The 24635-nt window shown below is 54.1% G+C and carries 25 protein-coding genes; 18 read left to right on the plus strand and 7 right to left on the minus strand.

What is annotated here, in order from left to right; genetic code table 11:
- The first annotated feature begins 374 nt into the window (after window positions 1–374).
- The 10 genes from ACYJL1_RS02745 (at window position 375) to lpdA (ending at window position 12875) form a co-directional block, all read left to right on the plus strand.
- Complete coding sequence (locus ACYJL1_RS02745; protein WP_460896918.1) at window positions 375–908, plus strand: protease inhibitor Inh/omp19 family protein; 534 nt, start codon at window positions 375–377, stop codon at window positions 906–908.
- A gap of 34 nt (window positions 909–942) precedes the next feature.
- Complete coding sequence (gene zapE, locus ACYJL1_RS02750) at window positions 943–2112, plus strand: cell division protein ZapE (protein WP_460896919.1); 1170 nt, start codon at window positions 943–945, stop codon at window positions 2110–2112.
- A 277-nt stretch (window positions 2113–2389) separates the two neighbouring features.
- Window positions 2390–3352, plus strand: coding sequence for a malate dehydrogenase (gene mdh, locus ACYJL1_RS02755; RefSeq protein ID WP_122083193.1), 963 nt, complete (start codon window positions 2390–2392; stop codon window positions 3350–3352).
- 70 nt (window positions 3353–3422) lie between these two features.
- Window positions 3423–4619: an ADP-forming succinate--CoA ligase subunit beta gene (sucC, locus tag ACYJL1_RS02760; protein WP_460896920.1), complete on the plus strand. Its 1197-nt coding sequence runs from the start codon at window positions 3423–3425 to the stop codon at window positions 4617–4619.
- Between the two features lie 3 nt (window positions 4620–4622).
- The gene (sucD, locus tag ACYJL1_RS02765; RefSeq protein WP_460896921.1) at window positions 4623–5537 is read left to right on the plus strand and encodes a succinate--CoA ligase subunit alpha; all 915 of its coding nucleotides are present in this window, start codon (window positions 4623–4625) and stop codon (window positions 5535–5537) included.
- 173 nt (window positions 5538–5710) lie between these two features.
- Window positions 5711–8725 carry a 2-oxoglutarate dehydrogenase E1 component gene (locus ACYJL1_RS02770; protein ID WP_460896922.1) on the plus strand — a complete coding sequence of 1005 codons (3015 nt, stop codon included), beginning with the start codon at window positions 5711–5713 and terminating at the stop codon, window positions 8723–8725.
- Between the two features lie 66 nt (window positions 8726–8791).
- The gene (gene odhB, locus ACYJL1_RS02775; RefSeq protein ID WP_460896923.1) at window positions 8792–10099 is read left to right on the plus strand and encodes a 2-oxoglutarate dehydrogenase complex dihydrolipoyllysine-residue succinyltransferase; all 1308 of its coding nucleotides are present in this window, start codon (window positions 8792–8794) and stop codon (window positions 10097–10099) included.
- Window positions 10100–10269: 170 nt separating this feature from the next.
- Complete coding sequence (locus ACYJL1_RS02780; protein ID WP_460896924.1) at window positions 10270–10908, plus strand: LysE family transporter; 639 nt, start codon at window positions 10270–10272, stop codon at window positions 10906–10908.
- 3 nt (window positions 10909–10911) lie between these two features.
- Entirely contained in the window at window positions 10912–11439 is a 528-nt protein-coding gene (locus ACYJL1_RS02785) for a hypothetical protein (protein WP_460896925.1), read from the plus strand.
- 29 nt (window positions 11440–11468) lie between these two features.
- Window positions 11469–12875, plus strand: coding sequence for a dihydrolipoyl dehydrogenase (lpdA, locus tag ACYJL1_RS02790; protein ID WP_460896926.1), 1407 nt, complete (start codon window positions 11469–11471; stop codon window positions 12873–12875).
- 66 nt (window positions 12876–12941) lie between these two features.
- On the opposite strand, the gene ACYJL1_RS02795 is transcribed toward lpdA, so the two are convergent.
- From ACYJL1_RS02795 to ACYJL1_RS02805, 3 genes are all read right to left on the minus strand, one after another.
- Window positions 12942–13310 (minus strand): hypothetical protein, encoded by a 369-nt coding sequence (locus ACYJL1_RS02795; RefSeq protein ID WP_460896927.1) that lies wholly within the window; start codon window positions 13308–13310, stop codon window positions 12942–12944.
- Window positions 13311–13403: 93 nt separating this feature from the next.
- A complete protein-coding gene (locus ACYJL1_RS02800; RefSeq protein ID WP_460896928.1) occupies window positions 13404–14468 on the minus strand; it encodes a TraB/GumN family protein in 1065 nt (354 codons plus the stop codon).
- Window positions 14469–14489: 21 nt separating this feature from the next.
- On the minus strand, window positions 14490–15446 hold the full coding sequence (locus tag ACYJL1_RS02805; protein ID WP_460896929.1) for a tyrosine recombinase XerC: 957 nt from the start codon (window positions 15444–15446) through the stop codon (window positions 14490–14492).
- A 123-nt stretch (window positions 15447–15569) separates the two neighbouring features.
- Here ACYJL1_RS02805 and rimM point away from each other — a divergent pair, with 123 nt between their 5' ends.
- From rimM to leuC, 6 genes are all read left to right on the plus strand, one after another.
- Entirely contained in the window at window positions 15570–16145 is a 576-nt protein-coding gene (gene rimM, locus ACYJL1_RS02810) for a ribosome maturation factor RimM (protein ID WP_460896930.1), read from the plus strand.
- Complete coding sequence (gene trmD / locus ACYJL1_RS02815) at window positions 16145–16831, plus strand: tRNA (guanosine(37)-N1)-methyltransferase TrmD (protein ID WP_460896931.1); 687 nt, start codon at window positions 16145–16147, stop codon at window positions 16829–16831. The genes rimM and trmD overlap by 1 nt, the downstream gene beginning before the upstream one ends.
- Before the next feature lie 176 nt (window positions 16832–17007).
- Window positions 17008–17460, plus strand: coding sequence for a 50S ribosomal protein L19 (gene rplS, locus ACYJL1_RS02820; protein WP_460896932.1), 453 nt, complete (start codon window positions 17008–17010; stop codon window positions 17458–17460).
- A gap of 168 nt (window positions 17461–17628) precedes the next feature.
- Window positions 17629–18423 (plus strand): transporter substrate-binding domain-containing protein, encoded by a 795-nt coding sequence (locus ACYJL1_RS02825; RefSeq protein WP_460896933.1) that lies wholly within the window; start codon window positions 17629–17631, stop codon window positions 18421–18423.
- Window positions 18424–18437: 14 nt separating this feature from the next.
- Entirely contained in the window at window positions 18438–19256 is an 819-nt protein-coding gene (locus tag ACYJL1_RS02830) for an amino acid ABC transporter permease (RefSeq protein ID WP_460896934.1), read from the plus strand.
- Between the two features lie 120 nt (window positions 19257–19376).
- Complete coding sequence (gene leuC / locus ACYJL1_RS02835; protein WP_460896935.1) at window positions 19377–20786, plus strand: 3-isopropylmalate dehydratase large subunit; 1410 nt, start codon at window positions 19377–19379, stop codon at window positions 20784–20786.
- A 209-nt stretch (window positions 20787–20995) separates the two neighbouring features.
- Here leuC and queF read toward each other — a convergent pair whose 3' ends face one another.
- The 4 genes from queF to queC are packed head-to-tail and all read right to left on the minus strand — an operon-like array spanning window position 20996 to window position 23248.
- A complete protein-coding gene (gene queF, locus ACYJL1_RS02840) occupies window positions 20996–21427 on the minus strand; it encodes a preQ(1) synthase (protein ID WP_460897914.1) in 432 nt (143 codons plus the stop codon).
- 23 nt (window positions 21428–21450) lie between these two features.
- A complete protein-coding gene (locus ACYJL1_RS02845; protein WP_460896936.1) occupies window positions 21451–21837 on the minus strand; it encodes a 6-pyruvoyl trahydropterin synthase family protein in 387 nt (128 codons plus the stop codon).
- Window positions 21838–21887: 50 nt separating this feature from the next.
- Window positions 21888–22541: a 7-carboxy-7-deazaguanine synthase gene (queE, locus tag ACYJL1_RS02850; RefSeq protein ID WP_460896937.1), complete on the minus strand. Its 654-nt coding sequence runs from the start codon at window positions 22539–22541 to the stop codon at window positions 21888–21890.
- Window positions 22538–23248: a 7-cyano-7-deazaguanine synthase QueC gene (gene queC / locus ACYJL1_RS02855; protein WP_460896938.1), complete on the minus strand. Its 711-nt coding sequence runs from the start codon at window positions 23246–23248 to the stop codon at window positions 22538–22540. The genes queE and queC overlap by 4 nt, the downstream gene beginning before the upstream one ends.
- Window positions 23249–23395: 147 nt before the next feature.
- Here queC and ACYJL1_RS02860 point away from each other — a divergent pair, with 147 nt between their 5' ends.
- Both ACYJL1_RS02860 and ACYJL1_RS02865 read left to right on the plus strand, forming a co-directional pair.
- Complete coding sequence (locus tag ACYJL1_RS02860; protein ID WP_460896939.1) at window positions 23396–23869, plus strand: GNAT family N-acetyltransferase; 474 nt, start codon at window positions 23396–23398, stop codon at window positions 23867–23869.
- Window positions 23870–23915: 46 nt separating this feature from the next.
- Window positions 23916–24404 carry a hypothetical protein gene (locus ACYJL1_RS02865; RefSeq protein ID WP_460896940.1) on the plus strand — a complete coding sequence of 163 codons (489 nt, stop codon included), beginning with the start codon at window positions 23916–23918 and terminating at the stop codon, window positions 24402–24404.
- Window positions 24405–24635 lie beyond the last annotated feature (231 nt).

A 24635-nucleotide genomic window follows, 5' to 3' on the forward strand; every position in this document is an offset into this window, starting at 1 on the left:
ATGGCTATATGGCGGAATTAGCGGAAAAATACCAGTACCACTCTGCCGGTTATCAATGTGTTGGCGAGCATCTGCGCATGTCCGCTGGTAATTAGTCACGACTTCGCACGACATAATAAGACTTTATTCACCTTGAAATGTTTAAACTGATGAATGTGGCTGAGCCGGGCTGAAAAGGTTGGCGCGGTCATGTGTGGCGATATTGCCATTCCAGCCGGTTTTTGAATGCACTTGCCAATGGAAATGCCGTTGAACGGCGGTTTTTTTTGGTGTTTGGGTTGAGAATTTTGGCCAGATGGCCATTGTATCATGGTTAATCGCAGGAATGGGCTTGCATTCCCCGAATCAGATTATGCAGATGGAGAACTGAGGTTATGGGAACTTTGAAGGTCAATTTGCTGACCGTTGCCGCTGTCGGCATGGTGTTGGCTGGATGCCAGAGTTCGCGGATGGAACCGATGAATTCGGGACCAGCACCGTTGCAAGCGGCTCCTTCCGGCTCTGTCAGTCAGAGCCAGCTTCCACCTCCCGGTGGCAATCAGTTTCCGACGGCGCCGACGACCGCCACTGCAGCTCCGGACGCCCAAGCCAATACCCAGATGGCGGCACTGCCTCCGGAAAACGCTCCGGACCTTACCGCTGGTAGCGTTGCCGGGGTATGGAATGCAAACATGGGCGGCCAAAGCTGTAAAATCGCAACCCCGCAAACAAAGTTTGGCCAAGGCTATCGCGCTGGCCCGCTTCGTTGTCCGGGTGAGCTTGCAGCGCTGTCCTCTTGGGCAGTCAGCGGCAAACAGCTTACTTTGTATGATGCAGCCGGCGGCACTGTAGCGCGGCTTTACTCGTCAGGTGCGTCGAAATTTGACGGCCAGACATCCGGTGGGCAGAACCTGACACTCTCCCGCTAACACCAGGGCGCGGCCTTAAGAGACTGCTTTCCGCATGTCGCATGATAATCTGAAAGTGTTCCCTTCGGTGAACGAGCGCTACCAGACGCTCGTTCAGACGGGGGAGCTTGAGTTGGACCCTGCGCAACAGCAGCTGGCCTTGCGTTTTGACCGGCTTATTCATGATGTGGCAACGAGGCGTCTGGCAACGAAGTCCAGTGCCCTGGGTTGGCTTTTCAGCCGAAAATCACCGCGCAATGAGATCGTAAAGGGTCTTTACATTTATGGTGAGGTCGGGCGCGGCAAGACCATGTTGATGGACATGTTTCATCAACTCGTTCCCGTCAAACGCAAGCGCCGTGCTCACTTTCTGGATTTCATGGCTGATGTTCACGAGCGTATCAATGAACATCGCAAGGCGCTCAAGAATGGCGAAACAAAGCAGGATGATCCGATACCGCCCGTCGCGGATGCTTTGGCTGAACAATCATGGGTGCTGTGTTTCGATGAATTCACGGTCACGGATATTGCCGATGCAATGATCCTGTCGAGACTGTTCCGGGCCCTGTTCGAGCGCGGTGTTGTGCTTGTTGCCACCTCCAACGTGCTGCCGGATAATCTTTATCGGGATGGCCTCAATCGCCAGCTGTTTTTGCCGTTCATTGATCTGCTCAAGACCCATGTGGATGTTATCAATCTGGACGCACGCACCGATTACCGGCTGGAGAAGCTCAATCACATGCCGGTTTATCTATCGCCATTGAATGACGATACAAGCCAACGCATGGATGAGGCATGGCATGCAGCCACCGAAGGCGCGACGGTCTCGTCCGATAGCGTGACGGTAAAAGGCCGGACCGTGGTAATACCGAAGGCTGGCTGCAATGCTGCCCGCTTTACCTTCGCTGATCTTTGCTCCAAACCGCTTGGCGCGGCGGATTACACGGCCATCATTCAGCGCTATAAGACGATTTTCATTGATGCGGTGCCTGTGCTTGATCATTCACGCAGGAATGAGGCCAAGCGTTTTATCATTCTTGTTGATATTCTCTACGACCATCACGTGCATATCGTGATCTCGGCCGCAGCTTCCCCAGACAAGCTTTATGTTGCCAATCGTGGAACCGAGGCTTTTGAGTTCGACCGTACGGCATCGCGACTGTTCGAAATGCAAAGCCAGGAATATCTTGAGATCACCGCCCGCCCAACGGCCGAAGCTTCATGAGACTGATACTTTGGGTGTGTAAAGAGACTCTCGAAAAGACTTGAAATGCTAAATCACATTGACGTTTACGTAAATCCCATCAAATCTAAACGATTGAATTCATTGAGGGGAAAATTTTAAGTTGAGTTATTTTCCAAAGAGGAATATTCGAACCACCCAACGCAGAGGCATATGGCGACAGATTGCCGATGGGCATTTCTGAAAATCGTATTTTCGTCTTTGGCGTCGGTCAAGGCATTAAGTTCAGGCAAAACTTCAGATCAGGGAAGTATCCAGCATGGCACGTAATAAAATCGCCCTCATCGGCTCAGGTATGATCGGTGGAACGCTTGCACATCTGATCGGGCTCAAAGAGCTCGGCGACATTGTTCTCTTCGACATCGCGGAAGGGACGCCTCAGGGCAAGGGTCTCGACATCGCTCAGTCCTCTCCGGTTGATGATTTCGACGCCAAGCTTACCGGCGCCAATGACTATGCAGCCATTGAAGGCGCAGATGTTGTTATCGTCACTGCGGGTGTTCCCCGCAAGCCAGGCATGAGCCGCGACGATCTTCTTGGCATCAACCTGAAGGTCATGGAGCAGGTCGGCGCGGGCATCAAGAAATATGCCCCCGGCGCTTTCGTGATCTGCATCACCAATCCGCTCGACGCGATGGTCTGGGCATTGCAGAAATTCTCCGGTCTTCCGAAAAACATGGTTGTCGGCATGGCCGGCATTCTGGACAGCGCCCGTTTTCGTTATTTCCTTGCCGATGAGTTCAAGGTTTCGGTTGAAGACGTCACCGCTTTCGTTCTCGGTGGCCATGGCGACTCCATGGTGCCGCTTGCACGTTACTCGACTGTTGCCGGTATCCCGCTGCCGGATCTGGTGAAAATGGGCTGGACGAGCCAGGAAAAGCTTGACCAGATCATTCAGCGTACCCGTGACGGCGGTGCGGAAATCGTTGGTCTGCTCAAGACTGGCTCTGCATTCTACGCGCCTGCTTCCTCGGCTGTTCAGATGGCCGAAGCTTTCCTGAAGGACAAGAAGCGCGTTCTCCCTGTCGCTGCACATCTTTCCGGCCAATATGGCGTTAAGGACATGTATGTGGGTGTGCCTGTCATTATTGGCGCAGGTGGTGTCGAGCGCGTTATCGAAATCGATTTGAACAAGACAGAAGAGAAGCAGTTTGAGGCTTCGGTGGCTTCGGTCGCCGGGCTTTGTGAAGCCTGCATCAATATCGCCCCGAACCTCAAATAATTCGGCTCACGAAACAATTCTGAAACGATCCTGGGCCAAAGCCCGGGATTATTCGTAGAGGAAATATCATATGAATATTCACGAATATCAGGCCAAGCGTCTGCTGCACACATTCGGTGCGCCGATCGCCAATGGCGTTGCGGTTTACTCCGTTGAGCAGGCGGAAGAATGGGCAAAGACTCTGCCGGGTCCGCTTTATGTGGTGAAGAGCCAGATTCATGCTGGCGGACGCGGCAAGGGCAAGTTCAAGGAACTTGGTCAGGATGCAAAAGGCGGCGTACGCCTTTCCAAGTCTGTCGAGGAAGTTGTTGCCAATGCCAAGGAAATGCTCGGCAACACGCTGGTTACCAAGCAGACCGGTCCGGCAGGCAAGCAGGTCAACCGTCTCTACATTGAAGACGGCGCCGATATTGATCGCGAACTTTATCTGTCGATCCTTGTTGACCGCGCTGTGGGCCGTCCTGCTTTCGTGGTCTCCACAGAAGGCGGCATGGATATTGAAGCGGTTGCGCATGATACGCCGGAAAAGATCATCACTGTAGCAATCGACCCGGAAAAGGGCGTGACGGCAGATGATATCGCCAAGATCAATGATGCCTATGGCTTGAGCGGCGAAGCACGTGCCGATGGCGAGAAGCTTTTCCCGATCCTTTACAAGGCTTTCACTGAGAAGGACATGAGCCTGCTCGAAGTGAATCCGCTGATCGTCATGAAAGACGGTCGTCTACGCGTTCTCGATGCCAAGGTTTCGTTTGATGGCAACGCTCTGTTCCGTCATCCGGATGTGGTCGAGCTGCGCGACACCACCGAAGAAGACGAGAAGGAAATCGAGGCATCCAAATACGATCTCGCCTATGTCGCTCTCGATGGTAATATTGGCTGCATGGTCAATGGTGCCGGTCTTGCCATGGCAACGATGGATATCATCAAGCTTTATGGCGCGGAGCCTGCAAACTTTCTCGATGTTGGCGGTGGCGCCAACAAGGAGAAGGTAACTGCTGCGTTCAAGATCATCACTGCCGATCCGGCTGTCAAAGGCATATTGATCAACATCTTCGGCGGCATCATGAAATGCGACATCATCGCGGAAGGTGTGATTGCTGCGGTCAAGGAAGTCGGCCTCAAGGTTCCGCTCGTCGTTCGTCTTGAAGGCACCAATGCTGAACTGGGCAAGAAGATCATCAATGAAAGTGGTCTGAATGTCGTCTCCGCCGATGATCTGGATGATGCGGCGCAGAAAATCGTCAAGGCTGTGAAGGGAAACTAAGGCATGTCTATTCTTGTTAACAAAGACACCAAGGTTCTCGTTCAGGGCCTGACCGGCAAGACCGGCACATTCCACACCGAACAGGCTCTGGCCTATTATGGTACGCAAATGGTCGGCGGTATTCATCCGAAGAAGGGTGGCGAGACCTGGGAAGGCAATCTGCCTACCGGTTCGAGCGCACAATTGCCGATTTTTGCTTCGGTTGCCGAAGGCAAGGATCGCACAGGCGCCAATGCTTCCGTGATCTACGTACCGCCAGCAGGCGCGGCAGAGGCCATTCTGGAAGCCATTGAAGCAGAGATTCCTTTGATCATCTGCATCACCGAAGGCATTCCGGTCATGGATATGGTTCGGGTCAAGGCTCGCTTGGACCGCTCCACATCGCGCCTGATCGGGCCAAATTGCCCAGGCGTTCTCACACCTGAAGAATGCAAGATCGGCATCATGCCGGGCAATATCTTCAAGAAGGGTTCTGTGGGTGTTGTATCCCGCTCCGGCACGCTTACCTATGAGGCAGTGTTCCAGACGACGAATGAAGGCCTTGGCCAAACCACCGCTGTCGGTATCGGCGGCGACCCTGTGAAGGGTACGGAATTCATCGACGTGTTGGAGATGTTCCTTGCTGACGAAGAAACCAAGTCGATCATCATGATCGGTGAAATCGGTGGCTCGGCAGAAGAAGAGGCAGCCCAGTTTATCGCTGATGAAGCAAAGCGTGGACGCAAGAAGCCAATGGCCGGTTTCATCGCCGGACGCACAGCTCCTCCCGGACGCACAATGGGTCATGCCGGTGCGGTTATTTCCGGCGGCAAGGGCGGCGCGGAAGACAAGATCGCAGCGATGGAAGCAGCGGGCATCCGCGTTTCGCCGTCACCTGCGCAGCTTGGAAAGACATTGGTCGAAGTCCTCAAGGGATAAGACCGCTTAGAGGCGAACTTTCGCCTTTATCGACGCTAAGAAGGATCGGGGCGGTTGCCGCCCTGGTCAATCCGCGGGGGACGCTCAAAAATTGAGCGAACCTCACCCAGGGTGGCACCGGAACGCCGGTGCACTCTTATCAAGGGAGACGGGGCACAGCTCCGGTCACGAACATGGCACGTCAAGAACAGGCCAACGATCTTTTTGCCCTCACTTCATTTCTCTATGGGGGCAATGCCCACTATATCGAGGAACTTCACGCACAGTACGAGAAAGATCCGGCATCGGTGGATGCGGAATGGCAGGAATTCTTTGCCAATCTCGGTGACAACAAAGACGATATCCAGAAGAACGCCAAGGGTGCGTCCTGGGAAAAGCCAAATTGGCCAATCGCCGGCAATGGCGAGCTTGTTTCTGCTCTTGATGGCAATTGGGGTGAAGTCGAAAAACACATTACGGATAAGCTGAAGTCGAAAGGCACGAACGGCGCTGCCGCCACAAATGGTGCCGCCGCGAAGGCATCCGTATCCGACTCTGACATTATCCATGCAGCACGCGATTCTGTGCGCGCCATCATGATGATCCGCGCTTACCGCATGCGTGGTCATCTGCATGCCAAGCTCGATCCTCTGGGTTTGGCCGAAGTCAAGGAAGACTATAACGAGCTGTCGCCCGAGAGCTACGGATTCTCGCCAGCCGATTACGACCGCAAGATCTTCATCGATAATGTTCTCGGTCTCGAATATGCGACCATTCCGCAGATGCTCGACATTTTGCAGCGCACCTATTGCTCGACGATCGGTGTGGAGTTCATGCACATCTCCGATCCGGTAGAAAAGGCATGGATTCAGGAACGTATAGAGGGTCCTGACAAGGGTGTTGCCTTTACCGCAGAAGGCAAGAAGGCAATCCTTTCCAAGCTGGTCGAGGCTGAAGGCTTCGAGCAATTTATCGACGTCAAATATAAGGGCACCAAGCGCTTTGGCCTTGACGGTGCCGAGTCACTCATTCCAGCGCTTGAACAGATCGTCAAGCGTGGCGGTTCGATGGGACTCAAGGAAATCGTTCTTGGCATGGCGCATCGTGGGCGTCTCAATGTGCTTAGCCAGTTCATGCGCAAGCCGCATCGCGCCATTTTCCACGAGTTCAAGGGTGGGTCCTACGCACCGGACGATGTGGAAGGTTCGGGCGACGTCAAGTACCATCTTGGTGCTTCATCGGATCGTGAGTTCGATGGCAACAAAGTGCATCTGTCGCTGACAGCCAATCCTTCGCATCTTGAAATCGTCAACCCGGTTGTGATGGGCAAGGCGCGTGCCAAGCAGGATCTGCTTGCAGGGCGTGACCGTGATGAAGTGGTGCCGCTTTCGGAGCGCGCCAAGATCATGCCGCTGCTGCTGCATGGCGATGCCGCATTTGCCGGTCAGGGTGTCGTTGCCGAATGTCTTGGCCTTTCCGGTCTGCGTGGCCATCGCGTCGCCGGTACGGTGCATTTCATTATCAACAACCAGATCGGTTTCACCACCAATCCGCGCTTCTCGCGTTCCTCGCCTTATCCTTCCGATGTGGCGAAGATGATTGAAGCACCGATTTTTCACGTCAATGGCGATGACCCGGAAGCCGTTGTTTATGTGGCTAAGATCGCTACCGAATACCGCATGACATTCCACAAGCCGGTTGTCATCGACATGTTCTGCTATCGCCGCTTCGGCCATAATGAGGGTGACGAGCCCGCATTCACGCAGCCGCTGATGTACAAGACCATTCGCGGTCAGAAAACGACTGTGCAGCTTTACTCCTCAAAGCTGATCGAAGAAGGACTGATAAGCGAGGCCGAACTTGAGAAATTGCGTGCCACTTGGCGCGAAAACCTTGAGCAGGAATTTGAAGCCGGTCAGCACTACAAGCCCAACAAGGCCGATTGGCTGGATGGCGCATGGAGCGGCTTGCGCACGGCAGATAATGCTGACGAACAGCGCCGGGGCAAGACTGGCCTTCCACTGAAAACCTTCAAGGAAATCGGCAAGAAACTGGCAGAGGTACCGGCGGGCTTCAACGTCCACCGCACCATTCAGCGGTTTCAGGACAATCGCGCCAAGATGGTCGAGACCGGTGAAGGTTTTGACTGGGCGACCGCAGAAGCATTGGCATTCGGCTCACTGGCAATCGAAGGTCATCCGGTTCGCCTTTCAGGTCAGGATGTCGAGCGTGGAACATTCAGCCAACGGCACTCGGTTCTCTATGATCAGAACACGGAACAGCGCTATATACCGCTGAATAATCTCCAGAAGGGCCAGGCTATTTACGAAGTCATCAATTCGATGCTTTCGGAAGAGGCGGTCCTTGGTTTCGAGTATGGCTACTCGCTGTCCGATCCGCGCGCGCTTACCCTTTGGGAAGCGCAGTTCGGTGACTTTGCCAATGGTGCGCAGGTCATATTCGACCAGTTCATCTCGTCGGGTGAGCGTAAATGGCTGCGTATGTCGGGCTTGGTCTGCCTGCTGCCACACGGCTATGAGGGTCAAGGTCCTGAGCATTCCTCGGCCCGCCTTGAGCGCTATTTGCAGCTTTGTGCGGAAGACAACATGCAGGTCGCGAATTGCACGACCCCTGCAAATTACTTCCACATTCTGCGCCGCCAGATGAAGCGCGACTTCCGCAAGCCGCTGATCCTGATGACACCGAAATCTCTGCTGCGTCACAAGCGTGCTGTATCATCAGTCAGTGATTTCACAGGCGATTCATCCTTCCACCGCCTGCTGTGGGATGATGCGCAATTGCTGAAGAATCAACCGATCAAGCTGCAGAAGGATTCGAAGATTCGCCGCGTCGTTCTCTGTTCCGGCAAGGTCTATTACGACCTTTACGAAGAGCGCGAAAAGCGCGGTGTCGACGACGTTTATTTGCTGCGTGTCGAACAGCTTTATCCGTTCCCGGCGAAGGCCTTGATCACCGAACTGTCGCGTTTCCGCAATGCCGAGATGGTGTGGTGTCAGGAAGAACCCAAGAACATGGGTGCCTGGGCCTTTATCGATCCTTATCTGGAATGGGTTCTGGCGCATATCGACGCCAAACATCAGCGCGTCCGTTATACCGGACGTCCGGCCGCCGCCTCGACTGCCACCGGCCTGATGTCCAAGCACCTTGCACAACTTGAAGCATTCCTTGAAGATGCTTTGGGTTCATAAAGTAAACAAAGATAGGGCGGCCTGAGGTCGTTCTGAACAGTTAATAGATCAACGAGAGCTGAGAACATGGCAACCGAAATCCGCGTCCCAACACTGGGCGAATCCGTTTCCGAAGCAACGATCGGCAAATGGTTCAAGAAGGTCGGCGAAGCTATTGCTGTCGACGAACCGCTGGTCGAGCTTGAGACCGACAAAGTAACGATCGAAGTGCCTGCTGCGGCTGCCGGTTCGCTTGCCGAAATCACCGCCAAGGAAGGTGATACGGTTGAAGTCGGTGCCTTGCTTGGCATGATAGGCTCCGGCGAAGGCGCTGCTGCAGCACCTGCCAAAAAAGAAGAGCCGAAGAAAGAGGAAGCCAAGCCTGACGCAGTTGCACAGGCATCCGGCTCCGGTTCAGCGGATTCGACTGGTGAGGCAGAAGACAAGGCAGCTCAGGTGGCAGGCAATACGCCTATTTCCGAGCGCAAGCCCAGCGAAATGCCGGCTTCGCCAGCGGCCTCCAAGCTTCTGAGCGAAAAGGGCGTTGCCGTTTCACAAGTTGAAGGCTCTGGCAAGCGTGGCCAGGTTCTCAAGGGCGATGTTCTTGATGCCGTTGCCAAGGGCTTCACGTCGCAACCCGCCGCTGCCGAAGCACCGAAGGCCGTTGCGCGCCCAGCTTCAGCACCGGACGATGCATCGCGCGAAGAGCGCGTGAAGATGACCCGCTTGCGCCAGACCATTGCGCGCCGTCTCAAGGATGCTCAGAGCACGGCTGCCATGCTCACCACCTATAATGAGGTGGATATGTCTGCGGTCATGGATCTGCGTAATCGCTACAAGGAGATCTTTGAGAAGAAGCATGGCGTCAAGCTTGGCTTTATGGGCTTCTTCACCAAGGCTGTTACCCATGCCTTGAAGGAAATTCCAGCGGTTAATGCCGAGATTGACGGCACAGACATTATCTACAAGAACTTTGCTCATGTCGGCGTTGCTGTCGGAACGGATAAGGGCCTTGTCGTTCCGGTCGTGCGCAATGCCGACCAGATGTCGATTGCTGAAATCGAGAAGGATATTGGCCGTCTCGGTAAAGCTGCACGCGATGGTGCGCTGTCAATGGCCGACATGCAGGGCGGCACATTCACCATTTCGAATGGTGGTGTTTACGGCTCGCTGATGTCTTCACCAATCCTCAACGCACCGCAATCCGGCATTCTTGGCATGCACAAGATTCAGGAGCGCCCGGTTGTCGTTGGTGGTCAGATTGTCATCCGTCCAATGATGTATCTGGCCCTTAGCTACGACCACCGCATTGTTGACGGCAAGGAAGCAGTTACCTTCCTTGTTCGCGTTAAAGAAAGCCTGGAAGATCCGGAGCGTCTCGTTCTCGATCTCTAGAGCAATTCCAGCAAAAGTGGGAACCGGTTTTGCGTCCGGAATTGCGTAAAAATAAAGATTTAGAGCGTCGTTTTGAATCTCAAAACGCAAAACGCTCTAAGCAATAACACTGTACCGGTGGCTCTTTCCGGGAGCTGACCGGCACCGTCTGTTGTCTCTGGAGAATAAGCATGTCGCACTACATGTACGAATTCCTTGGTCTGATGGCGGTCTTCTCGATTATGATCGTCTCGCCGGGGGCTGACTTTGCCATTGTTGTCAGGCAAAGCGTCGTGCATGGCCGCCGCAGCGCTATCATGACGAGCATCGGCATCGGCTCGTCGCTGCTTTTCCATATCAGCTACACTGTTCTGGGCCTTGGTCTTCTTGTGTCGAAGTCCCTTCTTCTGTTTGGCTTGTTGAAATGGGCTGGTGCAGCCTATCTCGTTTATCTCGGAATCAAGGCCCTGCGTGCACCGGCAATGGAAGCACCCGCGGGCGTTGTTGAGAATGTCACGCAGAAGCGGATTTCCGATGGGCGCTCGTTTCTTCTGGGCTTTGTCACAAATGCGCTGAACCCCAAAGCCGTCCTGTTCTTTCTGTCATTGTTTTCTGCGCTGGTCAGCCATGAAACGCCAGTATTCATTCAGGCAGGCTATGGCGTGTTCATGGCGCTTGCCCTGATTGCATGGTTTGTCGCGGTTTCGACCTTCTTTACGATCCAGTCCGTGCGAGATCGCTTTATTTCCTGGGGCAAATGGTTCAATCGTGTAACCGGCATGGTTTTCATCGGGCTTGGCATCAAGCTTGCGACCAGTCAGGCAAGCTAGCCAATGGCCGCTCCTTTCCGTAGCACCATAAGACAAAGCCTAGCAGCCATATCAGCGCTTGGAATTGTCTTTGCCTCTCCCGTCCATGCCGCATGTACGCAGGACCGTGCTGTCTACACAGACAGCGATGATGATTACACGCTGACATTCAAGCACTTTCCCGAAGATCAGCCTGTTGCAACGTCAAACGAGTTCGTCCTGCAGCGCAATCATACGGATTTGAAACTTGACGGTGTGGTCATGCGCGATGAAGCGGCAAGGCCCAATGCCCTCATTATGTATGATTGCCCTGGCGGCGACGCGACAGGTGATGAACTGGCGGCTTGTACAGTATGGGAAGGCGTGCCTTATGCGCTGAAAGACAGCGCAGAAGCCGTCTATCTTCCACAGGCAAAAGAGCCCGCAGCACAAGCTTTGCTGATGCCCAATCTTTCCGGTGCGATGAGCAATTTCGACTTCAGGCTGGAAAAGCCGATCGAAACATTTCCGTGGGATGTATTCCGCTTCAAGGAATGCGTTCCCCAACAATAATGATGTGAGTTACAGCAAAGGAATCAATCATGGCATATGATGTCGTCGTCATCGGATCTGGCCCCGGTGGCTATGTGTGCGCGATCAAAGCGGCACAACTCGGTCTAAAAACCGCCGTCATTGAAAAGCGCGCGACCTTTGGTGGCACCTGTCTGAACATTGGCTGCATTCCTTCAAAGGCCTTGCTCCATGCGTCGGAGGTTTTTCATGAAGCCGGTCACTCCCACGCGACGCTCGGCGTTGAAGTTGGTACGCCAAAACTCAACCTTCCGGCCATGCTTGCCCACAAACAGGCGACAGTGGATGCCAATGTGAATGGCGTTGCCTTCCTGTTCAAGAAGAACAAGACCGACACATTCATCGGTACCGGCAAGGTTGTTGCTGCTGGCAAAGTGTCAGTGACAGGCGAAGACGGCAAGGTTCAGGAAGTGGAAGCCAAGAATATCGTTATTGCCACCGGCTCCGATGTCGCGGGCATTCCGGGCGTTGATGTTGCCTTTGATGAGAAGATCATCATTTCGTCGACAGGCGCTCTGGAGCTTCAAGCTGTCCCAGAACATCTCGTCGTCGTTGGCGGCGGCGTTATCGGTCTGGAACTGGGCTCGGTCTGGGCGCGCCTTGGCGCCAAGGTGACTGTGGTCGAATTCCTTGACAAGATTCTCGGACCAATGGATGGCGAAGTGTCGAAACAGTTCCAGCGTATGTTGGAAAAGCAGGGTATTGAATTCAAACTCTCCGCCAAGGTGACCGCTGTCGAGAAATCCGGCAAGGGTGCAAAAGTTACTTTCGAGCCGGTCAAGGGCGGCGACGCCCAGACGATCGAGGCCAATGTGGTTCTCGTCTCTACAGGCCGCAAGCCCTATACGGACGGTCTCGGTCTTAAAGAAGCGGGTGTTGAGGTGGATGATCGCGGCCGTGTTGCCATCAATGATCATTGGCAGACCAATGTGTCCGGCATTTATGCGATTGGCGATGTGGTCAAGGGGCCCATGCTGGCGCACAAAGCGGAAGATGAAGGCATTGCAGTTGCCGAAATTCTCGCCGGACAGGCTGGTCACGTCAATTTTGACGCCATTCCGAGTGTTGTCTACACGCAGCCGGAAGTTGCTTCTGTCGGCAAGACCGAAGAAGAGCTCAAAGCGGCTGGTGTTGAATACAAGTCGGGCAAGTTCCCGTTCACTGCCAATGGCCGCGCCCGCGCCATGCTGCACACGGACGGGTTTGTCAAAATCCTCGCTGACAAGAACACGGATCGCGTTCTGGGGGTTCATATCCTTGGCTATGGTGCTGGAGAGATGATCCATGAGGCAACGGTTCTTATGGAATTTGGCGGCTCATCGGAAGATCTGGCGCGTACGACCCATGCTCACCCGACAATGTCGGAAGCTGTGCGCGAAGCCGCTTTGGCGACATTCGCCAAAGCGATCCATATGTAAATTTGCGCGAAAACTGCATGAAAAAGGCCCGAATTTTCGGGCCTTTTTGGATTCTCGCTCACCGCATTAATTAGCAGGGGCTGGTGCAGGCTCGGTTGGAGCTGGCGCTGGGGCAGGCTCAGCCGGTGCCGGGGTAGGGGCCGCATCTGAAGGCGCTGGTGCCGGCGCAGTCGATGCCGGAGGCTCAGCCGGTGCGGGCGTTGCTGGCGGCGTTGTTGTATCGGTGGCCGGCGCTGTTGGAGCCGGAGCCTCCATTTCGGTATTTCCGTTCAGGAAGTAATAACCACCGATGACGATTGCAGCGATAATGATGGCGGCGATCAGATAGGTCCCGCCACTACCGGTCTTATTGTTGACAACTGTGGAAGGCCTATCCGATTTGGCCGGGTCCAACGGTTCATTTGCCGGTCGTTGCACGTTTGGATCGTAGGTCATGTTCTATCCTCCATGGCATTCAAATGATGCCGATGAATGGATAACGGATGTGATCGTGTAAAGTTCCAGAACACGATATGCCTGTTCCACGCTTCACTGCGCGGTCACTGTATAGTTTTGCTTTTTCAAAAGAGATACCAAGCCTTGTTCGCCGGGAAGATGCAAAGCACCAACGGCTATAAATGCGTTTCCTTTGGCAATTATTGGCTCTGCACGCTCCGCCATGGTCCGATTGCGTGCATTGACCATTTTTTCTTCGAATTCCGCATAATTTTGGCCGCTGGCTGTGCTGTCAGGTGACACGGATCGCATGAGCGGAAAAATCATGCCGATATCACCCTGCACATAAAGGACAGTCATTGTTTCGAAGATATCTTTCATCTTGGGACCGAGTGCCAGCATCTCGATCATTCCATCTATGTGAAATTGCGACGGAAGCGAGGCCATGGCGCTGAGCTGATCGCGAATGGTTTCGAGGCCGCCAATCTCTTTTCCATTCTCCCGGGCGCCTTCCGCCAGCTTGATATCCAGAAATGCGATGCCTTGCCTCTTTCTTGCCATTTCACAGGCGGGCATGGCGAGCATGCTTGTCAGCATCCAGGGTTGCATTCGATTTATCGAGCTTAACGAGATTCCGCGTTCCGACAAAGCGGCTTTGACTGCAGCCAGCTTGTCGGCTGGAATGATCTTATCCAAGGTTGTTCCGTCGGTGAACATCATCAGTTCCGGCGACTCGGCCATGACTTTCAGCGGACCCTTCGGATCGAGAACTTCATCCGTCTCGATAATGACCCTGTTGGCGGCCTGATAGGCTGCTTTGGCAGGGGCACCGAGGTTAAGAACGCGCGGATCAGTCAGATGCATTGTGCCATAAAGCCAGGAAGGCTCGACGCCCGGCTTTTCGATCTTCCAGAGCAGACCATGGCCATTGGGTGTAGCAGCCGCCTCTTCGCGCAGCCTTGCAAGTTTTGCCGGATCGGACTTTGCCATTTCCTCGATCAGATTTTTACCACCGCAAGCAGTCTCTTCCGCACGGGCATAGTTCGCGCCTAGCGCGACTGCGAAAAATGATGCCAGCAACAGCCAGCTCAACCCCCCGCACAGCCGCAACAAAGCATCAGCATAGCGGTCGAGCGGAGACGAAATATTATTGTCCATGAACGGTCTCAATTGCTTCAATCAGGCGCGCGGATGCGCTTTATCATAAATTTCCATCAAGCGGTCCGTATCGACGCCGGTATAGACCTGTGTCGTGGAAAGGCTCGCATGACCAAGCAGTTCCTGAATTGTACGCAAATCGCCGCCACGACCCAGCAAATGCGTTGCAAAGGAATGGCGTAGTGCATGTGGCGTAGCGGTGTCGGGCAGGCCAAGCGCACCACGCATCTTCTGCATATCGCGCTGGATAATGGCTGAATGCAGTTCGCCGCCGCGCGCGCCGCGAAACAGCGGCTTGCCTTCCTCAAGGTCATAGGGGCAAAGCCTGCGATATTCTGCAACAGCCCGGTGCACAATGGAAAGCAGCGGAACCATGCGTGTTTTGCCGCCCTTTCCCGTAATGGGAATTGAGCGGGCATCAGGATCGGTCAATGCTCCACCATCAAGTCCAAGTGCTTCGGATATGCGCAAACCGCAGCCATAAAGCAGCGTCAGCACGGCGGCATTGCGCGCCGCAATCCATGGTTCTTCATTGAGCTGTTCGCCAATCTCGACAACGCGCCGCGCGTCGATTGTTGTTAGCGGCTTGGGTAGAGATTTCGGCTGTTTTGGTGCCCGCATGGCGATAGAGGCGGCTGCATTGGCCATGCCTTGTTTTTCAAGATAGCGCAGGAAGGAGCGGATACCCGCAAGCCCGCGTCCAAGCGTGCGGGCGCCAGCGCCATCATTGCGCCGCCGTGCCAAGAAAGACCGAAGATCGGCGATCCGCAATGTCGCCACGTCTTTCAGTGCCGGAGGTTCACCCAGATGACCAGTCAGGAACTGGAAAAATTGCCGTGTGTCGCGCTCATAGGCCTCAAGCGTATTTTTTGCGAGGCGGCGGGTGTTCCTGAGCGATGTCAGCCAGTTCTCGCGCGCATCGATCAGATCGGGGCGTGCGGAGATGAGAAACTGTTCGGTTTTCGGTTGGACGCCCATGGCATCGCTCCTTGGCTTTGATATGTCGACAATGACACAGGAACCCTTACGAGAAGGTTTCACCTTGGTTTTATCCGGCGTTTGCTCTAATTCGTGCAGAACAGATTTTAAATGGATAGACCAATGGCAAAGTTGAATGATCCGGTTCAGTTGGCGGTGATCGGCGCGGCGCATGGGACGCGCGGCGAACTGAGGGTAAAGACCTTTACAGGCGATCCCATGGCGCTGGCCGATTATGGGCCGCTTTATGACGTGACGGGCAGGGCCTTCGAGGTTTTGGATATCCGCCCGGCCAAGACGGTTGTGGTTGTGCGTTTTCGCGGCGTCAATGATCGCAATATGGCTGAAGCGCTAAACGGAACGACGCTGTTTATCGAGCGTTCGCAGCTTCCGCAGGATTTGGATGAGGATGAATATTACCATTCCGACTTGATCGGGCTGGAAGCAATCGACGCCGATGGCAACAGGCATGGCAAGGTCTCGGCCATGTTTGACTTTGGTGGTGGCGATCTGCTGGAGCTTTCCATTCCGGGCAAACGTCCCATGCTGATCCCTTTCACATTGGCTGCTGTTCCGCATGTTGACCTCAAGGCCGGGCATATCGTCGTTGATCCTGCCGCAGCTGGCCTTCTTCCCGATGAGAATGAAGATGAAGAGCGCCGTCGTCAGCTTGGCGGCGAGGGGAAAGACAAGTCCTGATGACCGGCTTTCGTGCGACCGTCCTGACGCTTTATCCGGAAATGTTCCCAGGGCCACTTGGCGTTTCGCTGGCAGGTAAAGCCCTGACCGAGGGGGCATGGTCACTGGAGGCCGTGCAAATACGTGATTTCGCGACAGACAAGCACCGCATGGTTGACGATACGCCTGCGGGCGGCGGTGCGGGCATGGTAATGAAACCCGATGTGCTTGGGCGTGCAGTCGATCAGGTGGCGGATGAGCGTCCGAAACTGTTCATGAGTCCGCGCGGCAAACCTTTGACACAGGCGCGTGTGCGTGAACTTGCGGCGGGCCCGGGGGCGATCCTGCTCTGCGGACGCTTCGAAGGTGTGGATGAGCGTCTCATTGAAGGCCGTAATTTCGAAGAAGTCTCTATCGGCGACTATATCCTGTCCGGCGGTGAAACCGCTGCAATTGTGGTGCTCGATGCGATTGTGCGGCTTCTGCCCGGTGTCATGGGCAATGCGCTTTCCGGCGAAACCGAGAGCTTTGAGACAGGGCTGCTTGAACATCCGCATTATACCAAACCGCAGGAATGGGAGGGGCGCCGGATTCCGGATGTGCTTCTTTCCGGCAATCACGGCGCAATCGATAAGTGGCGGCGCGCCGAAGCCGAAAGACTGACCCGCGAGCGGCGGCCGGATCTTTGGGATAAAAAGAATCGGTAAAACAGGTGACAAAGCGGCTTTTATGGTGTAATTGCCCGCCAACTCGGAAAATCCGAAGTCTGTTAATCAATGAATGGTGAATTCGCCCCTGTCTCTTGCGAGACATAGAAATGCGGCCAAGATGCTGCTTTCCAGTGTGGACGCTCTGACTGTTTGAACAATAAAAGGATAAGACAATGGCCGTCGATATTATTCGCCAGCTCGATCTCGAACAGAGAGCAAAAATCGAAGCCAAGCGCGTGCTTCCAGATTTCAAGCCAGGCGACACAGTTCGTGTCAATGTTCGTGTTACTGAAGGTACACGTACCCGCGTGCAGGCCTATGAAGGCGTTTGCATTGCCCGTAATGGCGCTGGTATCAATGAGAACTTCACAGTTCGCAAGATTTCCTATGGCGAAGGCGTAGAACGCGTATTCCCGATCATTTCACCGCTGGTCGAAGGCGTTGATATTGTTCGTCGCGGTAAGGTACGTCGTGCGAAGCTCTACTATCTGCGTGGTCTCACAGGTAAGGCTGCCCGTATCGTCGAGAAGAAAGACAACCGTAAGAGCAAGACTTCTGTTCCTGCAACCGGCGCTGCCGAAACAGTGACCGAAGCAACTGATGCAAAGACACCTGCTGCTGAATAAGCGCTGTGCATGAACTTTGAAAAAGGCGGCTCAATGGGCCGCCTTTTTTGTTTTGGGCGTTTTTCCATGGGCGTCGTCTTTGAGGGAAACAGACATGCTTGCAGGGATTGACGTGCCGGTGACAAGGTGAAATCAGTTGCCAAAGCTATTGCACGACAGAGGTTTCCGATGAACTTGCGTTCCGTTTTTCTGGCAGCCATTGCGCTGGCCATGCTTCCGATTTCCGCCTTTTCCGCCGATCTGCCGGATTTGGGCGGCAAACAGGTGACTGTGGTAACCGAGAATGCCTATCCGCCTTTGCAGTTCGTTGATCCCAAAACCGGCAAGCCAGTGGGCTGGGAATATGACGCGATGAACGAAATTGCCAAGCGCCTCAATTTCAAGATCGAGTATCTCAATACAAGCTGGGATGCGATGATTCAGGCTGTCTCCGATAATCAGTACCAGGTCGGCATGGACGGCATCACCATCAATGATGAACGCAAGCAGAAGGTGGATTTTTCCGAACCCTATATGCGTTCTGAGCAATTCATGCTCGTGCGGAGTGACGAGAAGCGCTTTACTGACGCCAAGAGCTTTTCCGAATCCAAGGATACGCTGGTTGGGGCACAGCCAGGAACCAGCAACTTCTATGTTGCCGTTTACAATGTCCTTGACGGCAATGAGCAGAACGCGCGCATCAAGCTGTTTGAAACATTCGGTGCAACCGTTCAGGCACTGAAAACCGGCGATGTTGATCTTGCTCTCACCGATAGCACCGCAGGCAAGGGCTATGTTGATGCATCGGGCGGTGCTTTGAAGCTGATTGGTGGACCACTCGGCACAGAAGATTTCGGCTTCATCTTTCCAAAAGGCTCTGATCTTGTTGCACCGGTTAATGCCGCGATTGCCGCATTGAAAGCGGATGGCACATTCGATGCGCTGAACAAGAAGTGGTTTTTCGACTACAAGCTGGGTCAATAGGTGAGTATGCGGTCTTGAAGCCCGAAGCCGCATCACGCCCGGAGGAAAAGGCTGATTTTCCGTGGTGGCTCATTGTCGCCGCGGGCATCGCTATTGCTTTGGGCCTCGCTATCCTCGTCAATCCGCTTTACGGGCAGGTTTTTTCAACCGTTGCCCAAGGCATCTGGATAACGGTCTGGGTGTCTATTGTTGCGTTCTTTCTTGCATCAGTGCTGGGGCTCATTCTAGCCATTATGAGCCGGTCAGAATATATCGCCGTCAGGCAGATCGCGCGGTTTTACGTCGAGATCATGCGCGGCGTTCCGCTGCTGGTCCTGTTGTTTTACATCGCCTTTGTCGGCGCGCCGGCCTTGGTCTATGGATGGAATTTCATCACGCAACCATTGCAAAGCGCTGGCTTCACTGAGCCATTGCTGGTGCGGGATTTCTCCCTGCTCTGGCGCGCAATCATCGCTCTGGTGCTTGCCTATTCGGCCTTTCTTGCCGAAATTTTCCGCGCTGGTATTCAAGCTGTTGATGCGGGCCAGATCGAAGCGGCAAAGGCCCTGGGCCTTCGGCGTTTTCCGCGTTTCCGGCTTATTGTCATGCCGCAGGCAATTCGCACCATTTTGCCGCCCTACGGCAATGATTTCATTGCAATGGTCAAGGATTCGTCGCTGGTCTCGGTCCTCGGGGTGGTCGATATCACGCAGATGGGCAAGGTCTATGCGTCGGGTTCATTTCGCTTCTTTGAAACCTACTCTGTGGTCGCCTATATATATCTCATCCTGACCATCAGCCTATCTTTGCTGTTGCGGTGGGCAGAGCGGCGTCTTGGCCGCCGCAACCGATGATTTCACTTGGTTAGGTAGCGGCGCATTGTCACTTTTAATGCTTGTTTCTTGACGTTGAGAGGCCTCAAGTGCATATGTCCCACGAAATAATTGAAAAGACCCCACTGCCAGGATATCGCGATGATTGCGCCACGCACACTTTATGACAAGATTTGGGATGACCATTTGGTTGATCAACAGGATGACGGCACATGCCTCCTCTATATTGATCGCCACCTTGTGCATGAAGTCACCAGCCCGCAGGCTTTTGAAGGTCTGCGACTGACCGGCCGCAAGGTTCGCCACCCGGAAAAGACGCTCGCAGTGGTCGACCATAACGTTCCCACTTCGCCGGATCGTATCAACGGGATCAAGAACGAGGAAAGCCGGATTCAGGTTGAAGCGCTTGCCAAGAATGCTGCGGATTTCGGCGTCGAATATTATTCGGAAAAAGACATTCGTCAGGGCATCGTTCATATTATCGGGCCGGAACAGGGTTTCACCCTGCCGGGCATGACCATTGTTTGCGGCGACAGCCACACCTCCACCCATGGCGCGTTTGGCGCTTTGGCGCATGGTATAGGCACGTCGGAAGTCGAGCATGTACTTGCTACACAGACGCTTATTCAGTCAAAAGCCAAGAATATGCTGGTGCGTGTCGATGGCGTGCTTCCGGAAGGCGTGACAGCCAAGGATATCATTCTCGCCATTATCGGCGAAATCGGTACGGCTGGCGGTACGGGCTATGTCATCGAATATGCTGGCGAAGCCATTCGCGCGCTGTCGATGGAAGGCCGCATGACCATCTGCAATATGTCAATCGAGGGCGGTGCGCGCGCTGGTCTGATTGCGCCTGACGAAACGACATTTGCCTATGTGAAAGACAAGCCGCGTGCGCCGAAAGGCGAGCAGTTTGATCGCGCTGTTGAATATTGGAAGACCTTGCAGAGTGATGAGGGTGCCCATTTCGACAAGGTTGTTGTTTTGAACGCTGCCGATCTGCCGCCTATTGTTTCATGGGGTTCTTCGCCGGAAGATGTCATCTCTGTCATGGGTGCTGTTCCTAATCCGGACGATATTGCAGACGAAACCAAGCGTAGCTCGAAATGGCGCGCTCTTGACTATATGGGTCTGAAGCCGGGCACTCCGATCACTGACATCAAGCTTGATCGCGTGTTTATCGGCTCATGCACCAATGGTCGCATTGAAGATCTTCGCGCTGTTGCAAAGGTTGTCGAAGGCCGCAAGGTCAGCCCAACTGTTGATGCGATGATTGTGCCGGGTTCCGGTCTGGTCAAGGAAATGGCGGAAGCCGAGGGCCTCGACAAGATTTTCAAGGAAGCCGGTTTTGACTGGCGTGAGCCGGGCTGCTCCATGTGCCTTGCCATGAATGATGATCGCCTGAAGCCGGGCGAGCGTTGTGCATCGACATCGAACCGCAACTTCGAAGGCCGTCAGGGCTTCAAGGGCCGCACGCATCTCGTGTCGCCTGCCATGGCAGCCGCCGCCGCAATCGCCGGACATTTTGTCGATATTCGCGAGTGGAAGTAAGCGAAGGTTCTTTCTACCTCCCCCTTGTGGGGAGCAGGGTTACAATGCACGGGATTGGAAGCTAATCGTTTCCCTCTCCGTCATCCTCGGGCTTGACCCGAGGACCCACTCTTACCTTCTCCTGTGCGAGTATTAGGAGGCAGCCCCTCCTCAACGAGTTCCTCGGGTCAAGCCCGAGGATGACGGAGAGGTGGGGGCTATGAAACGAATTACCGTCCCCGGTAGCCCGGCACGCCCTGGTCCGGCAGCCACAGACCCTCCGGCATTGGCCCTGTCTGCCAGAATACATCAATGGGAATGCCGCCGCGCGGATACCAATAGCCGCCAATGCGCAGCCATAGAGGCTTGACGGTTTCCACAATGCGCTTGCCAATGCTCACAGTGCAATCTTCGTGAAACGCGCCGTGGTTGCGGAAGCTGCCCAGAAACAGTTTCAGCGATTTAGACTCAAGCAATGTTTCGCCCGGCGCATAGTCGATGACCAAATGGCCGAAATCCGGTTGTCCTGTCACGGGGCAGAGCGAGGTGAATTCAGGACAGGCAAAACGTGTAAGAAACAAGGTCCCTGCTTGCGGGTTTGGAACCGCTTCCAGAATTGCCTCATCAGGATGCTGCGGAAGTTTGGTGTCCTTGCCCAGCATTGTTGAGCTTTCTGCATAATGGCTCATGCTGCATCCCTCTTTGTTTCATACTCACCTTGATATTCGCAGCCTTCGCCGCATGTGTCGCGGTAGACGCCGATTTCAGCAAGGCCAGGTAAATCAGGAGAGAAATGCCGCCACAACCACATGGCGATGTTTTCAAGGGTTGGCGTTTCCAGCCCGTCGATTTCGTTGAGATAACGATGATCCAGCTTTTCGCGCGCGCTGCTGAAAGCAGTTTGGACCAGTCCAAGATCGGTGATGAGGCCGGTCTTTGTGTCAGGCTTTCCCTCAAGGGTCGCACGCACACGGAAACTATGGCCGTGCAGCCGCGTATTGATGTGCCCATCGGGGAAAACATGCGGCAAATGATGTGCCGCCTCAAACGTGAATTCGTTGAAGATTCTCATAAGTGCTCCGTTAGCCTTGGCGCAATACAGGCGCCCGCCATAGGCTACCCTTAGGGCAACCCGTTCATCTTATGTGTCTGCGTGCTCAGCCGCCAAAGCGGATGTGCGAGGCAATAGGCCGCTGCAGATGCCACATGGGCGGCGGTTTGCGCCGGATCACCGATGACGTCAAGAGGTTGCAAATAGAAATGCTCAAAGGAAAGCTGTTCGAAACGCGAAGGATGCGCTTCGCTTTCCTTTTGCGGAAAGACCAGTTTCAGTTCATTGCCGCTGGTCTGGACAAGAGGAGCGGCCGCTTTGGGCGAGACGCAAATCCAGTCAATGCTGTCCGGAGCAACCAGCGTGCCATTGGTTTCGATCCCAACCTCGAATCCACGCGCGTGGAAGGCGTCGATGAGCGGCCTGTCAAGTTGCAGCAAAGGTTCGCCGCCTGTGCAGATCACATAGGGCGTGCCTCCTCCGCCTTGCGGCCATTGGGCGGCAACCGCATCGGCAAGTGCATTGGCGCTCTTGAACTTGCCACCACCCGGCCCATCAGTGCCGATAAAATCCGTGTCGCAGAATTGGCACACGGCTGTTGCTCTGTCCTGCTCCCGGCCTGTCCAGAGATTGCATCCGGCAAAGCGCATGAAGACTGCTGCGCGGCCCGTATGGTTGCCTTCGCCTTGCAGGGTGAGATAGATTTCCTTGACAGCGTAGGTCATACGGCCTCCGCCTTGAACTTCTGCCAGCCGCTTGACCGCAGCTCGCAGGCGGGGCATGTGCCGCAGCCATAGCCCCAATCGTGGCGCTTGCTGCGGTCGCCGAGATAGCAAGTGTGACTGTTCTCAACGATCAAACCGAGCAGCGATTGCCCTCCCAATTGTTCAGCAAGCGCAAAGGTCTCGGCCTTGTCGAGCCACATGAGCGGCGTTTCGATGGTGATGCGTCGATCCAGCCCCAGCGACAGCGCAACCTGTTGGGCTTTCAGCGTATCATCACGGCAATCGGGATAGCCGGAGTAATCTGTTTCGCACATGCCGCCGACAGTCACCCGCAAACCGCGGCGATAGGCCAAAGCTGCTGCCAGTGTGAAGAACAGCAGGTTGCGGCCGGGCACGAATGTATTGGGCAGGCCATTTTCGGCCATTTCAATGGCGATATCGTCGGTCATGGCCGAGCTGCCCAGCTGGCCGATAATCCCTGCGTCCAGCATATGGTCCTCGCCCAAACGTGATGACCATTGTGGGAAATGTGCAGTCAGGGCCGCACGGAATTCCTTGCGGACCTCCAGCTCAATCCTGTGGCGCTGTCCGTAGTCGAAACCGACAGTTTCAACGCGGTCAAACTGCGACAGTGCCCAGGCGAGACATGTGGCGGAATCCTGTCCGCCAGAAAATAGTACGAGGGCGCCCCCGGAGCGCTGAGCCATGATCAAACCTTTCAAATGTGCGGGTGCCATACAGGCGCTGCGCATATGAGGCAAATCAAATCGATTTTGATTTGCGTAAAAGGTTGACGCGACCGGTACAATCAACCAATCCTGAGGCAACGCAGCCATAAAGGGACGGAAGCAACAATGACCAAGAAAGCTCCAGAGGAACACGCCATTGATATATCCCTGCTGCATTTGAACGATGCACACGAATTTTCTCCATTGCTTGCTAGCTATGCGCAAGCGCTGAAGCGTGGTGCGCCTCGCCGACCGGACGACTACTATGCTGAAAACCTCTTGCGTGATCGTGCCGCAGAGATCGCTGGTGCGCGGCTGGATGGAAAGCTGGTCGGGTTTGTTATTTTCTACGATCTTCCCGAACCCGTTTCGGGTATGCGGGCAGGGCAGGTGGACCACATCTATGTGCATCATGATCATCGCGGCAAAGGCATTGCCAAGGCGCTGATCGATGTGCTTGCCGACAAGGCGGAAGAGCGCGGCTGGACCAAGCTGTCGCTCAATGCGCCGCGTATGCCGGAAGATGGCCGCAAGTTATATGAACAGGTTGCAGCGCCTGCGGACTGGACAAGTTTCATTATCCGTTTCGGTAATCAATAGACTATTTATCTAATATTATAGGGTAATTTAATGAGGTGAATACCACATGCTATTTCGTATATTAATATTATTAATTTCTTTGTTTTCTAGTTTCGCTCAGCCGGCTTTCTCCTATGAGGAAAGTGAATTTGATTTAAAGCTGGTGGATGTCGCAAATAAATACACAGCTTCTGTACTCGCTGCAAAATTATGTGGCGAGTTTAACTTTAACGGCAAGGCCGAGAAATCGAATTTTATCTCCAATATGGATTTGTCAAAAATCTATGCGATGAACGTATTCTTAAGGCGGCAGCCCAATGTTTCGCGGGAGATAATTTTAGCGAGAGCCGAAAGTCTCGATAAAGTCCTTTCGGAGAATGTAAATCAATTTTACGCGGAGAAAGGTTGTTCACACGAACTTATAAAGTCGTTTAGACGCTGGTTTGCAACCTTTAAAAAGCTGCCCAAATTTCCTTATCCAAAGCCTGATCCGGAAGTTGGGGATGATTTCTTAGTGATGGGAATGGTATGGCTTGCTGCCAATGAAGTAAAGTAGGTCAGTGTTCATCCTAGATGCCGGTTTTCACTGACGTAAAATAGCGCTTTGGAGAAATATGGACAGACTCACTCAACTATATTTGACGACATTTTGATCACGGAATCTCATCGTCAGATACGGACTTTTCCATGTTTAAACGATTGAATTCTATGCGAAAACCTTATTGACTTGCTATTCGGGCCAATTCGCCGCATGAGGGTTCTGAATGGGGCTTTGACGCAGTGCAAA

This window comes from Phyllobacterium sp. K27, from assembly GCF_054796155.1.

Coding starts and splice junctions, on each gene's coding strand:
- rimM (WP_460896930.1), top strand. CDS start 15,570: ATGGCAAAGTTGAATGATCCGGTTCAGTTGGCGGTGATCGGCGCGGCG.
- sucD (WP_460896921.1), top strand. CDS start 4,623: ATGTCTATTCTTGTTAACAAAGACACCAAGGTTCTCGTTCAGGGCCTG.
- ACYJL1_RS02800 (WP_460896928.1), bottom strand. CDS start 14,468: ATGGACAATAATATTTCGTCTCCGCTCGACCGCTATGCTGATGCTTTG.
- queE (WP_460896937.1), bottom strand. CDS start 22,541: ATGACCTACGCTGTCAAGGAAATCTATCTCACCCTGCAAGGCGAAGGC.
- sucC (WP_460896920.1), top strand. CDS start 3,423: ATGAATATTCACGAATATCAGGCCAAGCGTCTGCTGCACACATTCGGT.
- ACYJL1_RS02865 (WP_460896940.1), top strand. CDS start 23,916: ATGCTATTTCGTATATTAATATTATTAATTTCTTTGTTTTCTAGTTTC.
- ACYJL1_RS02780 (WP_460896924.1), top strand. CDS start 10,270: ATGTCGCACTACATGTACGAATTCCTTGGTCTGATGGCGGTCTTCTCG.
- rplS (WP_460896932.1), top strand. CDS start 17,008: ATGGCCGTCGATATTATTCGCCAGCTCGATCTCGAACAGAGAGCAAAA.
- queC (WP_460896938.1), bottom strand. CDS start 23,248: ATGGCTCAGCGCTCCGGGGGCGCCCTCGTACTATTTTCTGGCGGACAG.
- ACYJL1_RS02770 (WP_460896922.1), top strand. CDS start 5,711: ATGGCACGTCAAGAACAGGCCAACGATCTTTTTGCCCTCACTTCATTT.
- ACYJL1_RS02825 (WP_460896933.1), top strand. CDS start 17,629: ATGAACTTGCGTTCCGTTTTTCTGGCAGCCATTGCGCTGGCCATGCTT.
- ACYJL1_RS02860 (WP_460896939.1), top strand. CDS start 23,396: ATGACCAAGAAAGCTCCAGAGGAACACGCCATTGATATATCCCTGCTG.
- ACYJL1_RS02845 (WP_460896936.1), bottom strand. CDS start 21,837: ATGAGAATCTTCAACGAATTCACGTTTGAGGCGGCACATCATTTGCCG.
- queF (WP_460897914.1), bottom strand. CDS start 21,427: ATGCTGGGCAAGGACACCAAACTTCCGCAGCATCCTGATGAGGCAATT.
- ACYJL1_RS02805 (WP_460896929.1), bottom strand. CDS start 15,446: ATGGGCGTCCAACCGAAAACCGAACAGTTTCTCATCTCCGCACGCCCC.
- ACYJL1_RS02785 (WP_460896925.1), top strand. CDS start 10,912: ATGGCCGCTCCTTTCCGTAGCACCATAAGACAAAGCCTAGCAGCCATA.
- trmD (WP_460896931.1), top strand. CDS start 16,145: ATGACCGGCTTTCGTGCGACCGTCCTGACGCTTTATCCGGAAATGTTC.
- leuC (WP_460896935.1), top strand. CDS start 19,377: ATGATTGCGCCACGCACACTTTATGACAAGATTTGGGATGACCATTTG.
- ACYJL1_RS02745 (WP_460896918.1), top strand. CDS start 375: ATGGGAACTTTGAAGGTCAATTTGCTGACCGTTGCCGCTGTCGGCATG.
- ACYJL1_RS02795 (WP_460896927.1), bottom strand. CDS start 13,310: ATGACCTACGATCCAAACGTGCAACGACCGGCAAATGAACCGTTGGAC.
- zapE (WP_460896919.1), top strand. CDS start 943: ATGTCGCATGATAATCTGAAAGTGTTCCCTTCGGTGAACGAGCGCTAC.
- lpdA (WP_460896926.1), top strand. CDS start 11,469: ATGGCATATGATGTCGTCGTCATCGGATCTGGCCCCGGTGGCTATGTG.
- mdh (WP_122083193.1), top strand. CDS start 2,390: ATGGCACGTAATAAAATCGCCCTCATCGGCTCAGGTATGATCGGTGGA.
- odhB (WP_460896923.1), top strand. CDS start 8,792: ATGGCAACCGAAATCCGCGTCCCAACACTGGGCGAATCCGTTTCCGAA.